The following is an 18,840-nucleotide window of genomic DNA, read 5'->3' as shown; positions in this document are numbered from 1 at the left end:
TTTATAATACAATAGCCCTAACATAATATGTCTAATTCAATTAAAAACATTTAAGTAATTAATGAACATATAATACAAGTTAGAGCTATCTAATCAAATATTTTAATTTAAATGTTATTTATTAATCATGTTCTGCATGACGAAGCACTAATTCTTTACGTATCTCTTCTACCTTTGACTCTGGTAAGTTATACATCAATAATGGAATAATTGATAATAAGAAGGCAGCTGCCGGTACTAAATTAACAGAAATATTAATACCTCGAGCTATTTCAGGAGTAATTGGTTGTCCAGCTACAAATCCGAAAAGACCAATGATGAATATACCTAATGAAGCACCAACTGCTGAAGCAATTTTTTGACCTAAAACTTGCACGGCAAAAGCTGTACCATCTGGACGACCACCATACTTCCATTCACCATAATCAATTGAATCTACTGTCATACCACTACCACATGGTCCTGCTATATATCCTAATCCATATACAATGTGAGAAATAATAAGGAACGGTATATTTGTAGGATCACCAAAGAATATCATTAACATAGCTAGGGTTTGAAGTACCATTGCTAAAATAGCAGTATTTTTCTTACCAAGCTTTCTGATAATTGCTGGAGTAAAAGGCATTACAATTGTTCCAACTATCACTTGCATCATCATAAAAAGTGTAATAAGTTCAAATCTTCCAACTACAAACATGTAATAGAATACTGCAACACCAAGACGTCCAAACATTCCAATCATTGAAACAATAGTATATGCTGTTGTCGCCATTAATGGTTTATTTTTCACTATAAGTTTCATTGCCTCTTTTCGAGGAACTGCATTTTCTTTTTTTACAGTGACTACTTCCCTTGATGTTTTAAATACAAGGTAAAATATAGGCAAAGCAACTAACGCAAATATACCTGCTGTTTTTTGATACCCTGCTGCTTCAATACCATTACCAAAGAACTTAACAAGTGGTAATGTACAAAGATTAAGTGCAATCATACCTGTTGTCATACCAATCAATTGTGCTGCATATAAACGATTAATTTCATTACCGTTTCTTGACATAACTCCTGGTAATGAAACATATGGAACATTAACCACTGAATAACATATACTTAACAACAAATAAGTAATAAATGCATATATTATCTTTCCATTAGCACCAAAATTTGGAGCAGAGAATGTTAAAATTGTAAATAATACAAGAAATGGTGAACCAAATAAAATATACGGCCTAAAACGTCCCCATCTTGTATGTGTACGTTCCATTATTCCTCCCAAAATCGGATCGAATATAGCATCCCATACTCTTACAATTAACATAATCAATGCAACTGCACCTGCAGCAATTCCAGCTGCATTTGTATAAAACAGAATTAAATAAGTGCTTACCATAGTCCAAGATAATTGAGAAGCAAAATTTCCAGTACCATAAGTAAATATACTACCAAATGATAATGGTTTTTCATTACTATTTACTTTCTTTTCATTATTATCACTATTTTTCACTAAATCTGACATAAAGATCCTCCTTGTTTCTATTTATATTTTATGTGCATCACTCTACACTTATCTTAAGTCTAATCAATTCCCATAGTTAAAATTTATATATTATATACGTTTATACGTTTTCATAACTATCATATTGAATGAGTATTTACAAGTATCTTTATCTCACCTCAATTTATATTAAAATATAAAAACATTCATTTTCCACATAATATATTTTATTTATATTTTTTTATTAATTCTACTATAAAACTCCCTTCAAAATTATATTTTTATCGTATAAACATACAATGCTATATCTTGATCAGAGATAATAGCTTCTTTAACAGCTGTTTTTTCTGTATTGTATAAACTAAGTATATATCGTTTTCATAAGTTTGGCAATATATTTTCAGAAAAAGTTTTGTTTTTTTCTATTTTTACATATTTTTTCACTCTTTTTTCTTTGTTTTTTCAAGTATAATTTCAGAAAAGTTTTCATACTTATCTATAAAATATCTTTATTTTAAAAATTTGCTGTCTCGACATTATTGTCAAACCTAAAACTTACAATCTTAATAGTATATTAATTTAACCTATATCATTCTGTTTATAACGTTTACTTACATTATGTTTTATTACTTAATTATGAAGCAACTCACATATTCTTTCATCTTAACAAAAAAGTGGTTGTCTCACTAAAATAATTAGTGCACAGTTAATTTTTGTGCAAAAAAATTAATCTCAAACTCTATGAATCTGAGATTTATGATAAAATATTTCTATGCAAAAAAATATTTTACACTTGCGGTAGACGTAACAGTTATTCAAAAATTAATAATTTATATTTTCAATAGATTTAATACAAATAAAAAAAGCTTCATAAGCTTTAATTGCAAGCTTATGAAGCTTTTTTTATTTCTACTTTATTTTTAACTTGTGCTTTTACTTTATTCTTATCATAATTCTCAATTGCTCTAATATCATTACTTAATCTTTGATATTCACGTACTGTTAAATTTCCATTGCTTAATAGCATGCTTATCACGGCCTTTTTCATATTATTTGAACTAAATAGTTCTTTAAAAAATTCTTTCATAAAAATCATATTCTCCTTAAGTTTCATATTTAATTTCTTTACACCTTTATACTAAATCATTTTAAATCAAAACTCAAACCCAAAAAATACCAGATATCGTTTTAAAATATTAATAATTTGTTAACATTGCTTATTTTTTATTGAAATCATTTACTTTAACTCGTATAATATATTCTCATATAAATAATTTTTAAACTTTTGATCTTAAATAAGTACAATTATTGTTTTATTAAATTAATATAAAAAGATGCATACATAAGAAAAAATATCTTTGCATGCATCTTTTTACTATTTATAAACGAATCAATCCATTTTCAGTTATAACAAAACTTCCATTGTCTAATAATCACTAAAACTCATAAGGGGCTGTCTGTGACAGCCCCTTATTTCTTATCAATAGCATAAAATCGAATTACCCACTATAAGGTTAATTAAAACATTAAATCTTAAACTTTTGAACTATTTCAGTAAGCTTTTGAGCAAGCTCTGCTTGATTTTGAGCTGTTAATGCCACCTGCTCTAATCCTTGTGTAGTTTCATTCATACTTTCCTTTATCGTTTCTGCTTGTTCACTAGATTTCTGTGCTGCTCCTGCCATATTTTGTACTGCTTCACTTACTTGCCCTACTGTTGCAGTAACTTCCTCTGACATAGCTGCTATCTCTTCAGACATTTTACTTACAAAATCAGAATCATCATAATATTGATTACCTGTTTTTTCGTACGCTTCAAATTGTGAATTTACGTCTTTATTAATAAATTCTAATATATCACTTCCAGTATCAATACTGTTTTTAAATGCTCCTTGCACTTCTGTTATAGTTTCTTGGATGCTTTTTACCGCCTCTGATGACTGTTCTGCTAAAGCTCTAACCTCTTCTGCTACAACTGCAAAACCTTTTCCTTGTTCTCCAGCTCTTGCTGCTTCTATAGCCGCATTAAGTGCAAGTAAATTAGTTTGTTCAGATATGCTTGCTATGGTGTCTGCCATAACCTTAATATTATCTACTATTTTACCGTCTTCAATAACCTTTTTCATCTTTTTTTGTTTTTCAACAGATATTTCTTTAGCTTTTTCCATTGCTTCTTGACTATTACGCTTAACTTCTGTAGCTCTCTCTTTCGCATCATTTGCATTGCCACTTCCATCCATAGCCTTTTGTGAAAGTATATTAATACTTGAATCAACTTCTTGAATAGATGCACTCATTTCCTCTGCTCCTGCACTAGCTTCCTGCATACTACTCGAAATATTATTTACAGCTTCATCTACACTTAAAGCCTTTGATGATAACTCTTCTACAGTTGCTGAAAGTTCCTCAGAAGAAGCACTCATATTTTGAGAATTCTCAATAATTGTTTTAATAAGCTCTTTAATATTATCTTGTGCTTTAAATAACGCTGCTCCTGTTTGTCCAAATTCATCTCCTCTTGTAATTTTAAAATCAAAAGACAAATCATAATTAGCAAGTTTTTCACCAAATAGTTTTATTAGTTTAAGAGGTTTACTTATATCCTTTGCTAACACTAATCCTATTATAACTGCCAATATAAGACCAACAATGCTTAATGTAGTCATAATCGTAGTTCCTGTTGCATATATTGAAACGATATTATCATTTGCTATACTAGATTCTTTTAAATTTGATTCTATTAATTTGTCTAAATTGCTAAACAATGCATCAGTAACTTTAGGAATCCCCTTATATTGCTCTGTTGCATCAGCATAATTATTTGCATCTATAAGCTTAAGAACATTTTCTCTTAACTCTCTATACTTAATTAAATCACTATTAAATTGTTCAAATACCTTTTTTTCATCAGCATCATTAAGTAAATTTTTGAGTTGAGCCACGTACTCATCATCTTCATCTTTATTTTCTTTTATATTTTTTTCTAATTTATCTTTTACATCAGTATCTTTTTCATCTTTCATATTTAATAGTTCTGATATATTACTTTTTATTTCATTTAAATTTCCTTTCATGTCTGTTAACATATAGACATTTTCAAGATTCTGACTATACATTTTTTTTGCATTTTCGCCTACATTTTTAAGTGATATAATTCCTACTCCTCCTACAATACCAATAAAAAGTGCTACAATTAAAAACGCTGCAATCAACTTGGTCCTTACCCTTATGTTTTTAAATATATTCATTTGTATTTCCCGCCTTTCTTCTTTAAAAATATATAATTTCTAATATTTTATATTTTTTCTATCATTACTCATTTTTTTAACTTGTATTTACATCAAATATACATAATATAAACAACTTATACTTAATTTTAACATATTTCTCGTAATAATAGAATTAATTACAACTTCTTGCGGAAAAAAATCATCTTTAATAGTAATATTATTATTTTTAATAAATTAATTAAATTGTAATAATTCATCCTTTTAATATTAACAAAATTCTTGTCTATACATCAAAAAAAGTGAGTCTATATAATAAACTCACTTGTATAATTGATTTTCATAGATTAAGAAACCATCATCTTTCGTCTATATCAATGTATTCTTTTCTTTTAATAATATTTTTGTATGCAGGTCTAATTATTTTACCCGCATTCACAATTTCTTCAATGCGGTGAGCACTCCAGCCTGATATTCTTGACATGGCAAAAATAGGAGTAAATAATTCTTGAGGTATATCAAGCATTCTATATACAAAAGCTGAGTAGAAATCCACATTTGCACTTATACCCTTATATATTTTACGTACTTTGCCAACTACCTCAGGTGCCAATTTTTCAACTTTTGCATACAAATTATATTCATTCTCAAATCCCTTTTCCTTTGCAAGCTTTTCAACATGTTTTTTGAAAATAACGGCTCTTGGATCTGATATTGAATACACTGCATGACCTATACCATAAATCAATCCTGAACCATCGAAGGCTTCCTTATTTAGTATTTTCATAAGATATTCTTCAACCTCTTTATCGTCCGTCCAGTCCTTGATATTTTCTTTTATATCTTCAAACATCTGTACAACTTTGATATTTGCACCACCATGTCTTGGGCCTTTTAACGAGCCAAGAGCTGCAGCCATAACTGAATATGTGTCTGAACCCGATGATGTAACAACATGTGTAACGAAGGTTGAATTATTTCCTCCACCATGCTCTGCATGAAGAACAAGGGCAAGATCAAGAAGGGTTGCTTCAAGTTTTGTATATTTGTTGTCTGGTCTAAGCATATAAAGAATATTTTCAGCAGTGCTTAACTCAGGTAGTGGACTGTGTATAAACAAACTTTTATTGTCATGGTAATGAGTACAAGCTTGATAACCATAAACTGCCATCAATGGGAAACATGCTATTAGTATTAAGCATTGTCTCAATACATTTTCTACAGAAGTATCATCTGCTAACTCATCTAAACTATAAAATGCCAATACACTTCGTGCCATTGAATTCATAATATCTTTACTAGGCATCTTTAATATCATATCACGCACAAAACCTTCTGGTAAATTCCTATATACCGACAAGAGTTCTTCAAATTCCTTCAATTCCTGTTTTGTAGGAAGATTACCAAATAAAAGCAAGTAACATGTCTCTTCAAATCCAAAAGAATCCTTTTTCAGAAATCCATTAACAATATCAGAAATATTAAACCCCCTATAAAATAATTTCCCAGGTATCGGAACCATTTCATTTTCCTCAACTATATAAGAACGTACATCTCCAATTTCTGTAAGACCAACAAGCACGCCTCTCCCATCAATATCTCTAAGTCCCCTTTTGACCTGGTATTTAGTAAATAATTCAATATTAATTTTATTATTTTCCTGTGCCTTGCGACTAAGGATTTTTAACATTTTCTCTTCAATTCCTATACTATTTTCCATTCTAAGCCCCCCAAAAATAAGTTTTTTGTTATATTTAGTTTAACGTACATTACTATTATTAAATATATAAATTAATATAATAAATTCTCAATCTTTAACTATAAATAAAGATTTAAGAAAAAATATTTCTAACCAAAATGAATATATGATCCTAGGTTCTTGCAACAATATAATATTATATTATTTCTATCATAACACATATTTAGTTAATACATATTCAAAAATAGATAATATTTTATTTATTATCTTTATTTCTATATTAATTTAAGCGTAAAGTAAAATGGGCTACCTTCTCCTACCGTGTTAATTCATATCTCCTTTTATTTTTCTCACTATTGTATTAGGATCAACATTTAATGTTACATTCCTCCCTTAAAATTTACTTTTTCAATTACACATAGAAAACTCCATCATTATCCGTTCCCCTTCACCTAAAGGTCTTTCTTTATTATGAATACCATCAATTTGATTATCCTCACTTTCTTCCAATATCTCATCTATTTTGTTCTTTTTATTATCTCTCTTATTATTTTTCACTTCTAAAAATATAGGAATACTGTCCTGTGAATTACTATTAACCTTTTCTTTAGTTATATTATCGTCAACATTACTCGCAGTTTTTTGAATTACTTCTAAATTAGATGTTTCTTCTTTTTTTACATTTCTTGATACTTCTGCTACTTGAACATCTTTATTCTTTAGTTTAACCTCTTTATCCTTAACTATAACTTTTTCTTTTACCTTAATATTTTGGTGCTTTGCAAAATTTTTAACCCTATATACACAATCTTCTGTAAATTCAACCATTTCTAATTCTATTAATACCTCTAATGCTAATTTAACTTCTTCAGTACCTCTATTAAACTCTATTGCCAAAGTTTCAACCGTGTATGGAATGGTTCTTGACATATATAAATCCCCTTCTTGATTAGTCTTACCAGCTAGAACCATCACACGATTCCAAACATAATGGATTAAATCTCTTTCTGTTCTTTTATCTATTATTTTAAATTTAGTATCATCATACATAGCAACGCTAACTTTAACATATCTTCTTTCTCTCATCTTAATACGTCCCCTTTAAATTTTTATTTATTGTTTTTTATTTCATATAGGATATATGGTCTTTTTACTAAAATACCAACTACGTCAACAAATTTTTTTCTATTAAAATACTACAATCTTTTTATTCTCGTCGGACTTTAAGAAAAAAAGAAAAAAAGATACTACATCTTGTAAGATATAATATCTTTTTTCTAATCTGCCTTCTCTTCTTGCACCAAGTAATTAATTGCTACAATATCTATTACTTTTCAATTTTCCACTTCCATTATTATTTTATGACACAATAATAGCCACTAGTATCTATCCGCTGCGGAGTAAATAAAACTAGATTCATATTCGTTTATTGAATAAATTCGAGTAGTTTAGTATTCATAAAAAGCCGATCCTCCAATAAATTCTCTTAAAAGTGAATTCTTCGGCACTTCCTCAATATCAATTTCTTTAAAGAAGCTTAAAAAAGCCTTTAGCCTTATAGCTTCTGAATATATTGAACTTTCTGAAGTTATTTTATTTAATTCTTTTAATGCATATGGCTTTAATACTCCTAGTTCATAAACTAACGTTGAATTAAATGCAACATCTGCTTCTTCTTGATAAACAAATATATTGTTTTTTTCTCCTTTTTTTATAGATCCCCACATTTTTAAAGTTTCCTCTGATCCATATCCTCTTGATAATGAATCTCTGACTATTCTTCTTACCTTTCTTACATCCGTTGTAGAAATTCTATTATGATTGTCTATATTTAATTGGGTTAATGCTGATATATATATTTTAAATACATTACTATTTAGTTCCTTTGAAATCAAATTTGGATTTAATCCATGAATTCCTTCAAGTATCAAAACTGCATTTTTAGGTAATTTTATTTTATAATCATTCCATTCCCTTTCTCCAGTTTTGAAATTATAAATTGGCAGCTCAACGTTTTCTCCATTCATCAATTTTTCTAAATTTTCATTTAATAATTTTAAATCCAAAGCATTGATAGATTCATAATCATAATCACCGTTTTCATCTTTAGGCGTCTCCATTCGATTTACAAAGTAGTTATCCAAAGATAATGGAACAGGTATTAATCCATTGACCCTTAATTGTATACTTAATCTATTTGCAAAAGTAGTCTTGCCTGAAGAAGATGGTCCTGCAATAAGTACAATTTTTACATTTTTTTTATTACAAATTTCATCAGCAATATTAGCTATCTTCTTTTCATGAAGACCTTCTGAAACCATAATCACATTTCTTAATTCATTATTAATTACTTTTTCATTTAATGTTCCAACGTCTTCCACCCCTAAAATATTAAGCCATCTCTGTGTTTCAATAAAAATCTTAGTTAAGCTTTTTTGCTCTTTGAATTTAGGAAGTTCATTTAAATTATTGCATAGAGGCCTTTGCAAAATAAATCCTGATTCATAATTGAATACATCAAAAATTTTTATTATACCTGTAGAATACCCCATAGGTCCATAAAAATAATCATATCTTCCTTCAATTTCATAAAGATGTACATCTTTTATATTACAATACTTTAAAAGTTTGACCTTATCATCCATTTTATATCTACTAAAAATATCTATTGCATCTTCTTTTGAAGTTCTAATGCTATTTATTGGTACATCTTTATTTATTATTTCTTGCATTCTTATTTTTATTTTATTAATATCATCTTCTTTTAAAGGAATTTCCTTATGAACTTCACCGTATATGGCCTTACTTATAGCATGATCTATTGTTATTTGGGCTTCTGGAAATAATTCTAAAGCCACTTTAATAAAAATAAATTGTAATGTTCTATTATAAATCTTCATTCCAAGATCTGTATCAAAGCCTATAAGTTCTACTTCGCCTTCATCATCAATAACCTCAGTTAATTCATAATACTTCCCATTAAGCTTACATATGGCCACTTCTTTGACTTTATCTTTATCTTTATCAAAAATTAAATTATAAAACGTTATCCCCTTTTTAGCTTTAATAGTATTATTTTTCAACTCAAACTCTTCATTAATCATATAATCTAAAACCTTTCCTATTAATTTAGTTATAAAATGATTTTTATTAAATTTTTATTTTCAAATTAAAAGTAACTTTCTATAAAAAACATAGCTCCTTAATTTTTTGTATATCTCTACTTATATACAATTTTCAATATTAAATAGTTCTAAATATATTATATACATTTTTACTAAGAAATGATAAAAGTTTTTTTCTAAGATCAAATGATCTTAATTACAGCAAGCTGCTTTTTTTAAAGGTGTGTATATTAATTTTTATTTTTGCAAATATTAATTTTTAGAGGTGATTTTTTTATGTTTGTAGTATCAATTAGAACTGCAATTTTATACTTATTAGTAGTACTCACAATGCGCTTAATGGGCAAAAGGCAAATAGGTGAACTTCAACCTTATGAATTTGTAATAACAATTATGATTTCAGATTTAGCATCCTTGCCTATGCAAGATTCAAGATTACCTTTATTGCAAGGTATTATTCCCATAATTACATTATTATTCTTGAAAACAATTTTGACCCAAATGGGACTAAAATTTCAACGTACACGAAAGTTTGTTGATGGGGACCCTTGTATCTTAATTAATAAAGGAAGAATAAATTATTCAACTTTAAAAAAGCAACAATTAAATATTGATGAATTATTGGAAGAATTAAGACTTGCAAATTATTTTAATCTTGATGAGATCCAATATGCAATATTAGAAAATGATGGACAAATGTCTATATTACCCGTAGATTACAATTCTTCTAAAAGCATTCCCGATAATAAACCTACAAAAGGTGATGTTAAATTGCCCAAAGTATTAATTTCAGATGGTAAAATAAATATGAATTCTTTAACTTCCATAAATAAAGATGAAGAATGGATACTTAATTTGCTAAAAAAGCATAATATTCTATCAATAAAACATGTATTAATAGCTTTATATGACACTGAAAGTAAATTTAAATTTCAACTTTTTGATGAATATGAAAAGGAGTGTAAGTAATGAAAAATGCGATATTATCAATACTTCTCTTTCTTCTCACTATGACATGTGTTTACTTTTTAAATAATTCCATCCTTAATTTATGTGATGATATTAAAACACAAGCTGAAAACATCGAACTTAAAATTACAGACGGTGAACTTGAAGAAGCATATTCAGAGTCTCTTGAATTACTAAATTCCATTGAAAAGAAAAATTTTGTAACATCTATATATCTTAGCCATCAAGAATTTGATAATTTGATCAACGAGTCTGTAAAATTATCGACTTATATACTTCATGGAGATAAAACAGAAGCTCATACCTCCTTACATTTATTAAAGTTTAATACTGATCATATAAAAAAATTACAAATGCCAACTTTAGAAAATATACTTTAATACTAATAAATAAGAATTTGTAATTATACTTGTATATATTAAGACAATTATTTTTTAGATATTTCAATTTCAAATTATCTGTTGAATACTAGACATTTTGTATTTCATAATTATACATTATCTTTATAACTTTATAAGATATAACACTTTGTGCATAAAAATTAATTTTTTATGCATAAAACTTATATTTTAATGCATATTCCTTATTTTTTATGAATATTATTACTAATACCACTTGATTATTGTTTTATTAAACTGTATAATTATAAACAGTAAACAACTTAGAAAATTATATTAATTTATATTTTACATAATATTTGAGGAGGGCTTTTAAAATGACAAAATACAATAAAGTAGTTTTAGCTTATTCAGGAGGATTAGATACATCAATTATCATTCCATGGCTTAAGGATACTTACGGATGTGAAGTTATAGCAGTTTGTGGTAATGTAGGTCAAAAGGATGAACTAGATGGTTTAGAAGAAAAAGCACTTAAAACAGGAGCATCAAAATTATATATCGAAGATTTAACTCAAGAGTTTGTTGATGATTATATCTTCCCTACTATTCAAGCTGGTGCTATATATGAAGGAAAGTATCTTTTAGGAACTTCATTTGCTAGACCAATAATCGGAAAAAGATTAGCTGAAATTGCTAAAGCTGAGGGTGCAGATGCAATTTGTCACGGATGTACTGGTAAAGGAAATGACCAAGTAAGATTTGAAATGGCTGTTAAAGCATTTGCTCCAGAGATGCCAATAATTGCTCCATGGAGAATTTGGGATATTAAATCAAGAGATGAAGAAATAGCCTATGCAGAAGCTAAAAATATTCCATTAAAAATTAACCGCGAAACAAGTTATAGTAAAGATAAAAACATTTGGCACTTAAGTCATGAAGGTTTAGATTTAGAATTTCCTGAAAATGAGCCACAATATGATAAAATCTTAGAACTTTCTAAAACACTAGAAGCTGCTCCAAATGTAGCAACTTACATTACTTTAAGTTTTGAAAAAGGAAATGCTGTTGCAATAAATGGACAAAAAATGAACAGTGTTGACTTATTAGATGCATTAAATAAAGTTGGTGGAGAAAATGCTGTTGGTCTTACTGACATGGTAGAAAACAGACTTGTTGGTATGAAATCAAGAGGCGTTTACGAAACTCCAGGTGGAACTATTCTTTATAAAGCTCATAAAGATTTAGAAGAACTTTGTTTAGATAAAGAAACTGCACATTATAAAGAACAAATAGCTTTAAAATTTGCTGATATAGTATATAATGGGCAATGGTTTACTCCACTTAGAGAAGCATTATCTGAATTTGTTACAAAAACTCAAGAAACAGTTACAGGAGAAATTAAATTAAAATTATACAAAGGCAATATTGTTAATGCTGGTATGACTTCTCCATACTCATTATATAGTGAAGAATATGCAACTTTTGGAGAAGATGGAGTATACGATCAAAAGGATTCTGCTGGATTCATAAATCTATTTGGTCTTCCATCAGTTGTTAGAGCTAAAATGCTAGAAAACATTAAGAAAGAAGGTATATAATGAAGCTTTGGGGTGGACGATTCAAAAAGGGCACGGATAAATTAGTTAATGATTTTAATTCTTCTATTAATGTTGATTGTAGAATGTATAAAGAAGATATTGAAGGTAGTCTTGCTCATGCTTCCATGCTTGGAAATCAAAATATCATCCCAAAAGAAGCTAGTGAGAGAATTACTTCTGGTCTTCTTGAAATACTAAAGAGAATGGATAATGGAGTTATCGAAGTTGATGAAACTGCTGAAGACATTCACAGTTTCATTGAAGGTACTTTGACATATTATATTGGTGACTATGGAAAGATGGTTCATACCGGAAGAAGTAGAAATGACCAAGTAACTTTAGATTTAAGATTATATTTAAAAAAGGCAATTGTAGCCCTAAAAGAAGATATCATAGCACTCGAAGAAGTTCTTTTAGAAAAAGCTAGTGAAAATATAGATACAATAATGCCTGGATATACTCATATGCAAAAAGCTCAACCAATTACATTTGCTCATCATATTTTAGCTTATGCTGAAATGCTTAAAAGAGATTTTGGAAGACTTTCTGATTGTTACAAAAGAGTTGATGAAATGCCCCTTGGTTCTGGAGCCCTTGCAACTTCTACTTATCCTATTGATAGAGAAGCTGTTGCTCGTGACCTTGGATTTTCAAAAGTTACATTAAATAGTTTAGATTCTGTAGCCGATAGAGATTATGCTATTGAAACACTTTCTTGTCTTTCAATGATAATGATGCATTTATCAAGATTTTCAGAAGAAATAATTCTTTGGTGTACTAATGAATTTAGTTTTGTTGAACTTGATGATGGTTATAGTACTGGAAGCAGTATAATGCCTCAAAAGAAAAATCCAGATGTTGCAGAATTAGTTAGAGGAAAAACTGGTAGAGTTTATGGAGATCTTATGACGCTGCTTACTGTTATGAAAGGCATCCCTCTTGCATATAACAAAGATATGCAAGAAGATAAAGAAGCACTTTTTGATGGATTAGATACTGTTACGCTTTCACTTAAAACTTTCTGTGGAATGGTTAAAACTATGAAAATCAAAAAAGATAACATGAGAAAAGGTGCTGGTCTAGGCTTTACTAATGCTACTGATGTAGCTGATTACTTAGTAAAAAAAGGCATGGCATTTAGAAATGCTCATGAAATAGTTGGAGAAATAGTTCTTGAATGTATAAAAAGAAACAAGATGATTGAAGAATTAACTCTTGAAGAACTTAAAGGCTTCTCTCCTATCTTTGAGAAAGATGTCTATCATGCAATAGATTTAGTAACTTGTGTAGAAGAACGTAAAGTTATTGGCGGGCCTTCTACAGAATCAGTTAAAATGCAAATTGCAGCATTAGAAAACTTTATAAATGAATCTAAAGAAATAAAATAATTTTAAGCCTTAAAGAAAGAACTTAAAGTTTCTTCTTTAAGGCACATTTTTAACTTAAATAATGATTTTAAAATTAAGAATTCTAAAATTCTAAAATTCTAAAAAATCTTTAAACTTTAGAATTTGCTTGTAAAATGCGGGTTAATATATATGGGGAAACTTTATTGCAACATATTATTAATAAATTAAGGGGGCTAATTTAAAAATGGTTAAAATCGGAATAATCGGTGCTACAGGATATGTTGGTGCTGAACTTTTAAGATTACTATTATCTCATCCTAAAGTTGAAGTTGCTGCTTTAAGCTCAGTTTCTTTTGTAGGACAAGAAATTAGTAACGTATATAAAAACTTTTTAAATAAAACAGATTTAATTTGTGAATCTGCAGATGAAGTTGTTAAAAAATGTGATGTAATCTTCACTGCCCTTCCGCATGGATTAAGTGAAGATATTGCAAAAAAAGCAATTGATAATAAAAAGATTTGTATTGATATGGGTGCAGATTTTAGATTATCTAGTGAAGATGAGTATGAAGAGTGGTATGGTAAAAAATTCACTCAACCTGCATTACATTCTAAAAGCGTTTATGGACTTCCAGAATTAAATAAAGAAAAAATCAAACAATGTTCTTTAATTGCTAATCCAGGTTGCTTTCCAACAACTATAGAACTCGGATTAATGCCATTACTTAAAAATTCGTTAATAAAATTAGATAACATTATTTGTGATTCCAAGTCTGGAACTACAGGTGCTGGAAGAGGGTTAACAATAAACACTCATTTTCCTGAAGAAAATGAAACCTTTGCACCATATAAAGTTGGAGCTCATCGACATACACCTGAAATTGAAGAAACTCTATCGACTATGGCAAATGATAAGGTAAATGTAACTTTTACTCCTCATCTACTTCCAATAAATAGAGGTATTCTTTCAACTATTTACTGCAGTCCAAAAAATAAAGTAAATCTTGAAGAAATTCATAAACTATATTTAGATTTTTATAAGGATGAGCCTTTCGTTAATATCTTACCACTTGGGGAAATTGCTTCAATAAAAAATGTAAGATTAACAAACGATTGTTTTATTTCTCTACATTTAAACCATAGACAAGATCAAATTATTGTTGTAAGCACAATAGATAATATGATTAAAGGTGCTGCTGGGCAAGCTATTCAAAATATGAATATTATTCTAGGATTTAATGAAACAGATGGATTAAACTTAATTGCACCAGCCTTCTAATTGACAATGAACAATTGACAGTTGACAATTTAAGATGAAATAATTTTGTGATTTCTAAAAATGTATTTTTATATAATTACATGATTTATTTTTTTATCGTAATTAACCTATGTCATTGTTCTTTGAATAAAGCAATAAGTAAAATAAATAATATAATTCAAATCATATAGTGATTTGTTCCACAATTGCCAATTATAAATTGTCAATTGTGCATTGACTAAGGGGGTTATAAATTTGGATATAAAATATATAGGTGGTGGAGTTACTGCTCCTAATGGCTTTTTAGCTTCAGGTATATACTGTGGATTAAAGAAAAGTAATTTACAAAAGGATTTGGCTTTAATCTATTCTGAAGTACCAGCCGCTGCTGCTGGAATGTACACTAAAAATAAAGTTAAAGGTGCTCCTATTTATATTACAAAAGAGCATTTAACTAACAAAAAAGCACAAGCAATAATTATAAATAGTGGTAATGCAAACACTTGTAATGGTGATGATGGATTGCATAAAGCAGAAAAGATGACTTCTCTGCAAGCTAAAGAATTGAAGTTAAAAGCAGATGATGTTTTAGTTGCATCTACAGGAGTAATTGGGGTTCCTTTAAATATAGATGCTATTAAAGACGGTATTCCTCTACTTACTGAAAAATTATCAAAAGATGGCTCTAATGATGCATCATTAGCTATTATGACAACTGATACATTCCAAAAACAATTGGCTTTAGAATTTTTCATAGGCGACAAAAAAGTTACTATTGGTTCAATGGCAAAAGGTTCTGGAATGATTGAACCAAATATGGGGACAATGCTTTCTTTTATTACAACGGACCTTTCTATTTCTCCAAAATTACTAACTGATGCTTTAAAATCAAGTGTTACTGTGACTTACAATAGAGTTAGTGTTGATGGTGATACAAGTACTAATGACATGATATTAATTTTAGCTAACGGCTTAGCTGAAAATCCTACTATAACTGAAAAAGATGAAAATTATGATGCTTTTCTTAAAGTTCTTACTGAATTAAACACAATTATGGCTAAGAATATTGCCAAAGATGGTGAAGGTGCTACAAAATTATTAGAATGCCAAATCATAGGTGCTAAATCTGAAGAAGATGCTGTTGTTTTAGGTAAAAGTGTTATTAATTCTAGTTTGGTAAAAACTGCAATGTTTGGTAGTGATGCAAACTGGGGAAGAATTCTTTGTGCACTTGGTTATACAAAAATTGATTTTGATCCTGAAAAAGTTGATGTTTCCTTTGAAAGCCCTGCTGGAACTATAAATGTTTGTGAAGCTGGTAGTTCTTTACCTTTTGATGAAGATATGGCTAAAAAAGTTCTAAGTGAAAATGAAATTATTATTAAAGTTAATTTATTCTTAGGTGATTATAGTGCTTATGTTTGGGGCTGTGATCTAAGTTATGAATATGTAAAGATTAATGGAGACTACAGAAGTTAAAACAATTGACAATAAACAATTGACAATGAACAATTGACAACTGTTTATTGAATAAGGGGGTTGTAAATTGAATACTAATGAAAGAGCTGAGGTCTTAGTTCATGCATTGCCTTACATACAACGTTACTATGGCAAAATAATAGTAGTAAAATATGGTGGAAATGCAATGATAAGCGAAGAACTTCGCGAAACAGTTATAAATGATATTATATTAATGAAATGTGTTGGTATTGAACCAGTTGTTGTCCATGGTGGCGGACCTGATATTTCAGACTTTTTAAATAGACTAGGTGAAAAAAGCGAATTTATTAATGGTTTAAGATACACTGGTGAAAGTACTATTGATATAGTTCAAATGGTTCTTGGTGGAAAAGTAAACAAAAACTTAGTTTCTCTTATAGAAAAGTTTGGAGGCAAAGCTATTGGTTTATGTGGAATGGATGGTTCTCTTTTAAAAGCTAAAAAATTAGAAACTGATATTGATTTAGGTTATGTAGGCGAAATAACAAAGGTTAATACTGAAGTTATAAAAATGGCTATAAATTCTGGTTATATTCCAGTTATCGGAAGTATTGCTTTAGGTGAAGAAGATAATAAACCATATAACATTAATGCTGATATATGTGCTTCGAAAATTGCAGCAGCACTTAAAGCTGAAAAGTTAATGTTACTTACTGATGTACCTGGAGTTCTTATGGATGCAAAAGATCCTTCTTCATTACTTCCTGTACTTAGAATACATCAAATTCCTAAGTTATGTTTAGAAGGAGTAATAAAAGGTGGTATGATTCCTAAAATTGATTGCTGCGTTGAAGCAATCAGAATGGGTGTCGAAAGAGCACTTATCATTGATGGACGTATTCCTCATTCTATTCTTTTAGAGTTATTCTCTCCTGAAGGAATTGGAACAATGATCTACTAAAATCAGTTAAGAATTCACAATTAACAGTTAACAATGATAGATGAAATCCCTACGGGATTTCTAATATTATATTTATTCAAATCCTGAAAGGATTTGTTCCTTAACTCTTAATTGTTAATTCATAATTATTAACTAATTTAAATTGGAGGTATTTTTATGTCATATGATTTTAATGAAGCAAAAGAACATATTGTAAATAGTTATGGTCGTTTAGATCCTGTAATCACTCATGGTGAAGGTGCTTATCTTTATGATTCAGATAAAAATAAATATTTAGACTTTACAAGTGGCATTGGTGTTAGTAGCTTAGGGTATGGTCATGAAAAATGGATTAAGGCTACTAGTAAGCAATTAAAAACCCTTGTTCATTGTTCAAACATATTTCACAATGAGCCAAGTGTAAAACTTGCTAAAGAATTAACTGAAAAAGCTAATATGAATAAAGTATTTTTTGGTAACTCTGGTGCTGAAGCTAATGAAGGTGCAATTAAATTAGCTAGAAAATACAGCTACGATAAATATGGTGCTGATAGAAGTACAGTTCTTACTTTATTGCAATCTTTTCACGGTAGAACAATAACTACTTTAAAAGCAACTGGACAAGAAAAATTCCATAAATACTTCTTCCCTTTTACTGAAGGTTTTGATTATGTAAAAGCAAATGATTTAGAAGATTTCAAAGCAAGGCTTACAGATGAAGTTTGTGCTATAATGCTTGAAGCAATTCAAGGAGAAGGTGGAGTAATTCCTCTTGATAAAGAATTTGTCCAAGAAGTAGTTAAAATATGTAATGAAAAAGATGTACTTGTTATATTTGATGAAGTTCAATGTGGTATTGCTAGAACTGGTAAAATGTTTGGATATAATAATTTTGATGTAGAAGCTGATATAGTTACTGTAGCTAAAGGCCTTGGAGCTGGACTTCCTATTGGTGGCTTCTTATGCTCTTCTAAAGTAGCTGATGTATTTAATCCAGGTGATCATGGTTCAACTTTCGGAGCTAATCCAGTTGTATGCGCTGGTGCTTCAGTTGTTCTTGATGAACTTTGTAATGAAAAGTATTTTGAAAAGATAACTAAAAGAGGTGCTTACGTAAAAGAACTTATAGAAGAAGCTAAAAATCCTCAAATTGTAGATGTACGTGGCATGGGATTAATGATCGGAATAAAAGTAAAATGCGATCCTACACTCGTTCAAAAAGAAGCTATAAAAAAGGGATTATTAGTATTAACAGCAGGCAAAGATGTTATAAGACTTCTTCCACCACTTGTTATAACTAAAAAAGAATTAAAAATAGGAATAGATATTATTCTTGAAATATTATCTAATATAGAAAATTAACAACTAATTGTTCATTGTTAACTGTTAATTGACTTAG

Annotated in this window: 14 protein-coding genes; 8 read left to right on the top strand and 6 right to left on the bottom strand. The window is 28.9% G+C overall.

The features are described from left to right. Positions 1–121: 121 nt before the first annotated feature. From psyc5s11_RS05440 to psyc5s11_RS05415, 6 genes are all read right to left on the bottom strand, one after another. Entirely contained in the window at positions 122–1,516 is a 1,395-nt protein-coding gene (locus psyc5s11_RS05440; RefSeq protein ID WP_224036620.1) for an MFS transporter, read from the bottom strand. A gap of 868 nt (positions 1,517–2,384) precedes the next feature. After that, the gene (locus tag psyc5s11_RS05435) at positions 2,385–2,582 is read right to left on the bottom strand and encodes a hypothetical protein (RefSeq protein WP_224036619.1); all 198 of its coding nucleotides are present in this window, start codon (positions 2,580–2,582) and stop codon (positions 2,385–2,387) included. A gap of 439 nt (positions 2,583–3,021) precedes the next feature. After that, positions 3,022–4,743 (bottom strand): methyl-accepting chemotaxis protein, encoded by a 1,722-nt coding sequence (locus psyc5s11_RS05430; protein ID WP_224036618.1) that lies wholly within the window; start codon positions 4,741–4,743, stop codon positions 3,022–3,024. 337 nt (positions 4,744–5,080) lie between these two features. Next, complete coding sequence (locus psyc5s11_RS05425) at positions 5,081–6,442, bottom strand: citrate/2-methylcitrate synthase (protein ID WP_224036617.1); 1,362 nt, start codon at positions 6,440–6,442, stop codon at positions 5,081–5,083. A 387-nt stretch (positions 6,443–6,829) separates the two neighbouring features. After that, a complete protein-coding gene (locus psyc5s11_RS05420) occupies positions 6,830–7,507 on the bottom strand; it encodes a phage replisome organizer N-terminal domain-containing protein (RefSeq protein WP_224036616.1) in 678 nt (225 codons plus the stop codon). Positions 7,508–7,869: 362 nt separating this feature from the next. Then, positions 7,870–9,525: a nucleoside kinase gene (locus psyc5s11_RS05415; RefSeq protein ID WP_224036615.1), complete on the bottom strand. Its 1,656-nt coding sequence runs from the start codon at positions 9,523–9,525 to the stop codon at positions 7,870–7,872. A 297-nt stretch (positions 9,526–9,822) separates the two neighbouring features. Between psyc5s11_RS05415 and psyc5s11_RS05410 the strand changes: the two genes are divergently transcribed. The 8 genes from psyc5s11_RS05410 to psyc5s11_RS05375 all read left to right on the top strand — a co-directional run bounded on the left by psyc5s11_RS05410 (position 9,823) and on the right by psyc5s11_RS05375 (position 18,803). Further along, positions 9,823–10,515 (top strand): DUF421 domain-containing protein, encoded by a 693-nt coding sequence (locus psyc5s11_RS05410; RefSeq protein WP_224036614.1) that lies wholly within the window; start codon positions 9,823–9,825, stop codon positions 10,513–10,515. Beyond that, positions 10,515–10,895, top strand: a complete 381-nt coding sequence (locus tag psyc5s11_RS05405; protein WP_224036613.1) for a DUF4363 family protein — start codon at positions 10,515–10,517, stop codon at positions 10,893–10,895. Before psyc5s11_RS05410 ends, psyc5s11_RS05405 begins: the two co-directional genes overlap by 1 nt. A gap of 335 nt (positions 10,896–11,230) precedes the next feature. Further along, complete coding sequence (locus psyc5s11_RS05400; protein WP_224036612.1) at positions 11,231–12,454, top strand: argininosuccinate synthase; 1,224 nt, start codon at positions 11,231–11,233, stop codon at positions 12,452–12,454. After that, the gene (argH, locus tag psyc5s11_RS05395; RefSeq protein WP_224036611.1) at positions 12,454–13,842 is read left to right on the top strand and encodes an argininosuccinate lyase; all 1,389 of its coding nucleotides are present in this window, start codon (positions 12,454–12,456) and stop codon (positions 13,840–13,842) included. The genes psyc5s11_RS05400 and argH overlap by 1 nt, the downstream gene beginning before the upstream one ends. A 205-nt stretch (positions 13,843–14,047) precedes the next feature. After that, entirely contained in the window at positions 14,048–15,082 is a 1,035-nt protein-coding gene (argC, locus tag psyc5s11_RS05390) for an N-acetyl-gamma-glutamyl-phosphate reductase (RefSeq protein WP_224036610.1), read from the top strand. 234 nt (positions 15,083–15,316) lie between these two features. Beyond that, positions 15,317–16,540, top strand: coding sequence for a bifunctional glutamate N-acetyltransferase/amino-acid acetyltransferase ArgJ (argJ, locus tag psyc5s11_RS05385; RefSeq protein WP_224036609.1), 1,224 nt, complete (start codon positions 15,317–15,319; stop codon positions 16,538–16,540). Between the two features lie 67 nt (positions 16,541–16,607). Next, entirely contained in the window at positions 16,608–17,462 is an 855-nt protein-coding gene (gene argB, locus psyc5s11_RS05380; RefSeq protein WP_224036608.1) for an acetylglutamate kinase, read from the top strand. 156 nt (positions 17,463–17,618) lie between these two features. Continuing rightward, a complete protein-coding gene (locus tag psyc5s11_RS05375; RefSeq protein ID WP_224036607.1) occupies positions 17,619–18,803 on the top strand; it encodes an aspartate aminotransferase family protein in 1,185 nt (394 codons plus the stop codon). The last annotated feature ends 37 nt before the right edge of the window (positions 18,804–18,840 follow it).

This window comes from Clostridium gelidum (assembly GCF_019977655.1).
Lineage (GTDB): Bacteria > Bacillota > Clostridia > Clostridiales > Clostridiaceae > Clostridium > Clostridium gelidum.
This window is presented reverse-complemented; position numbering and strand designations above follow the sequence as displayed.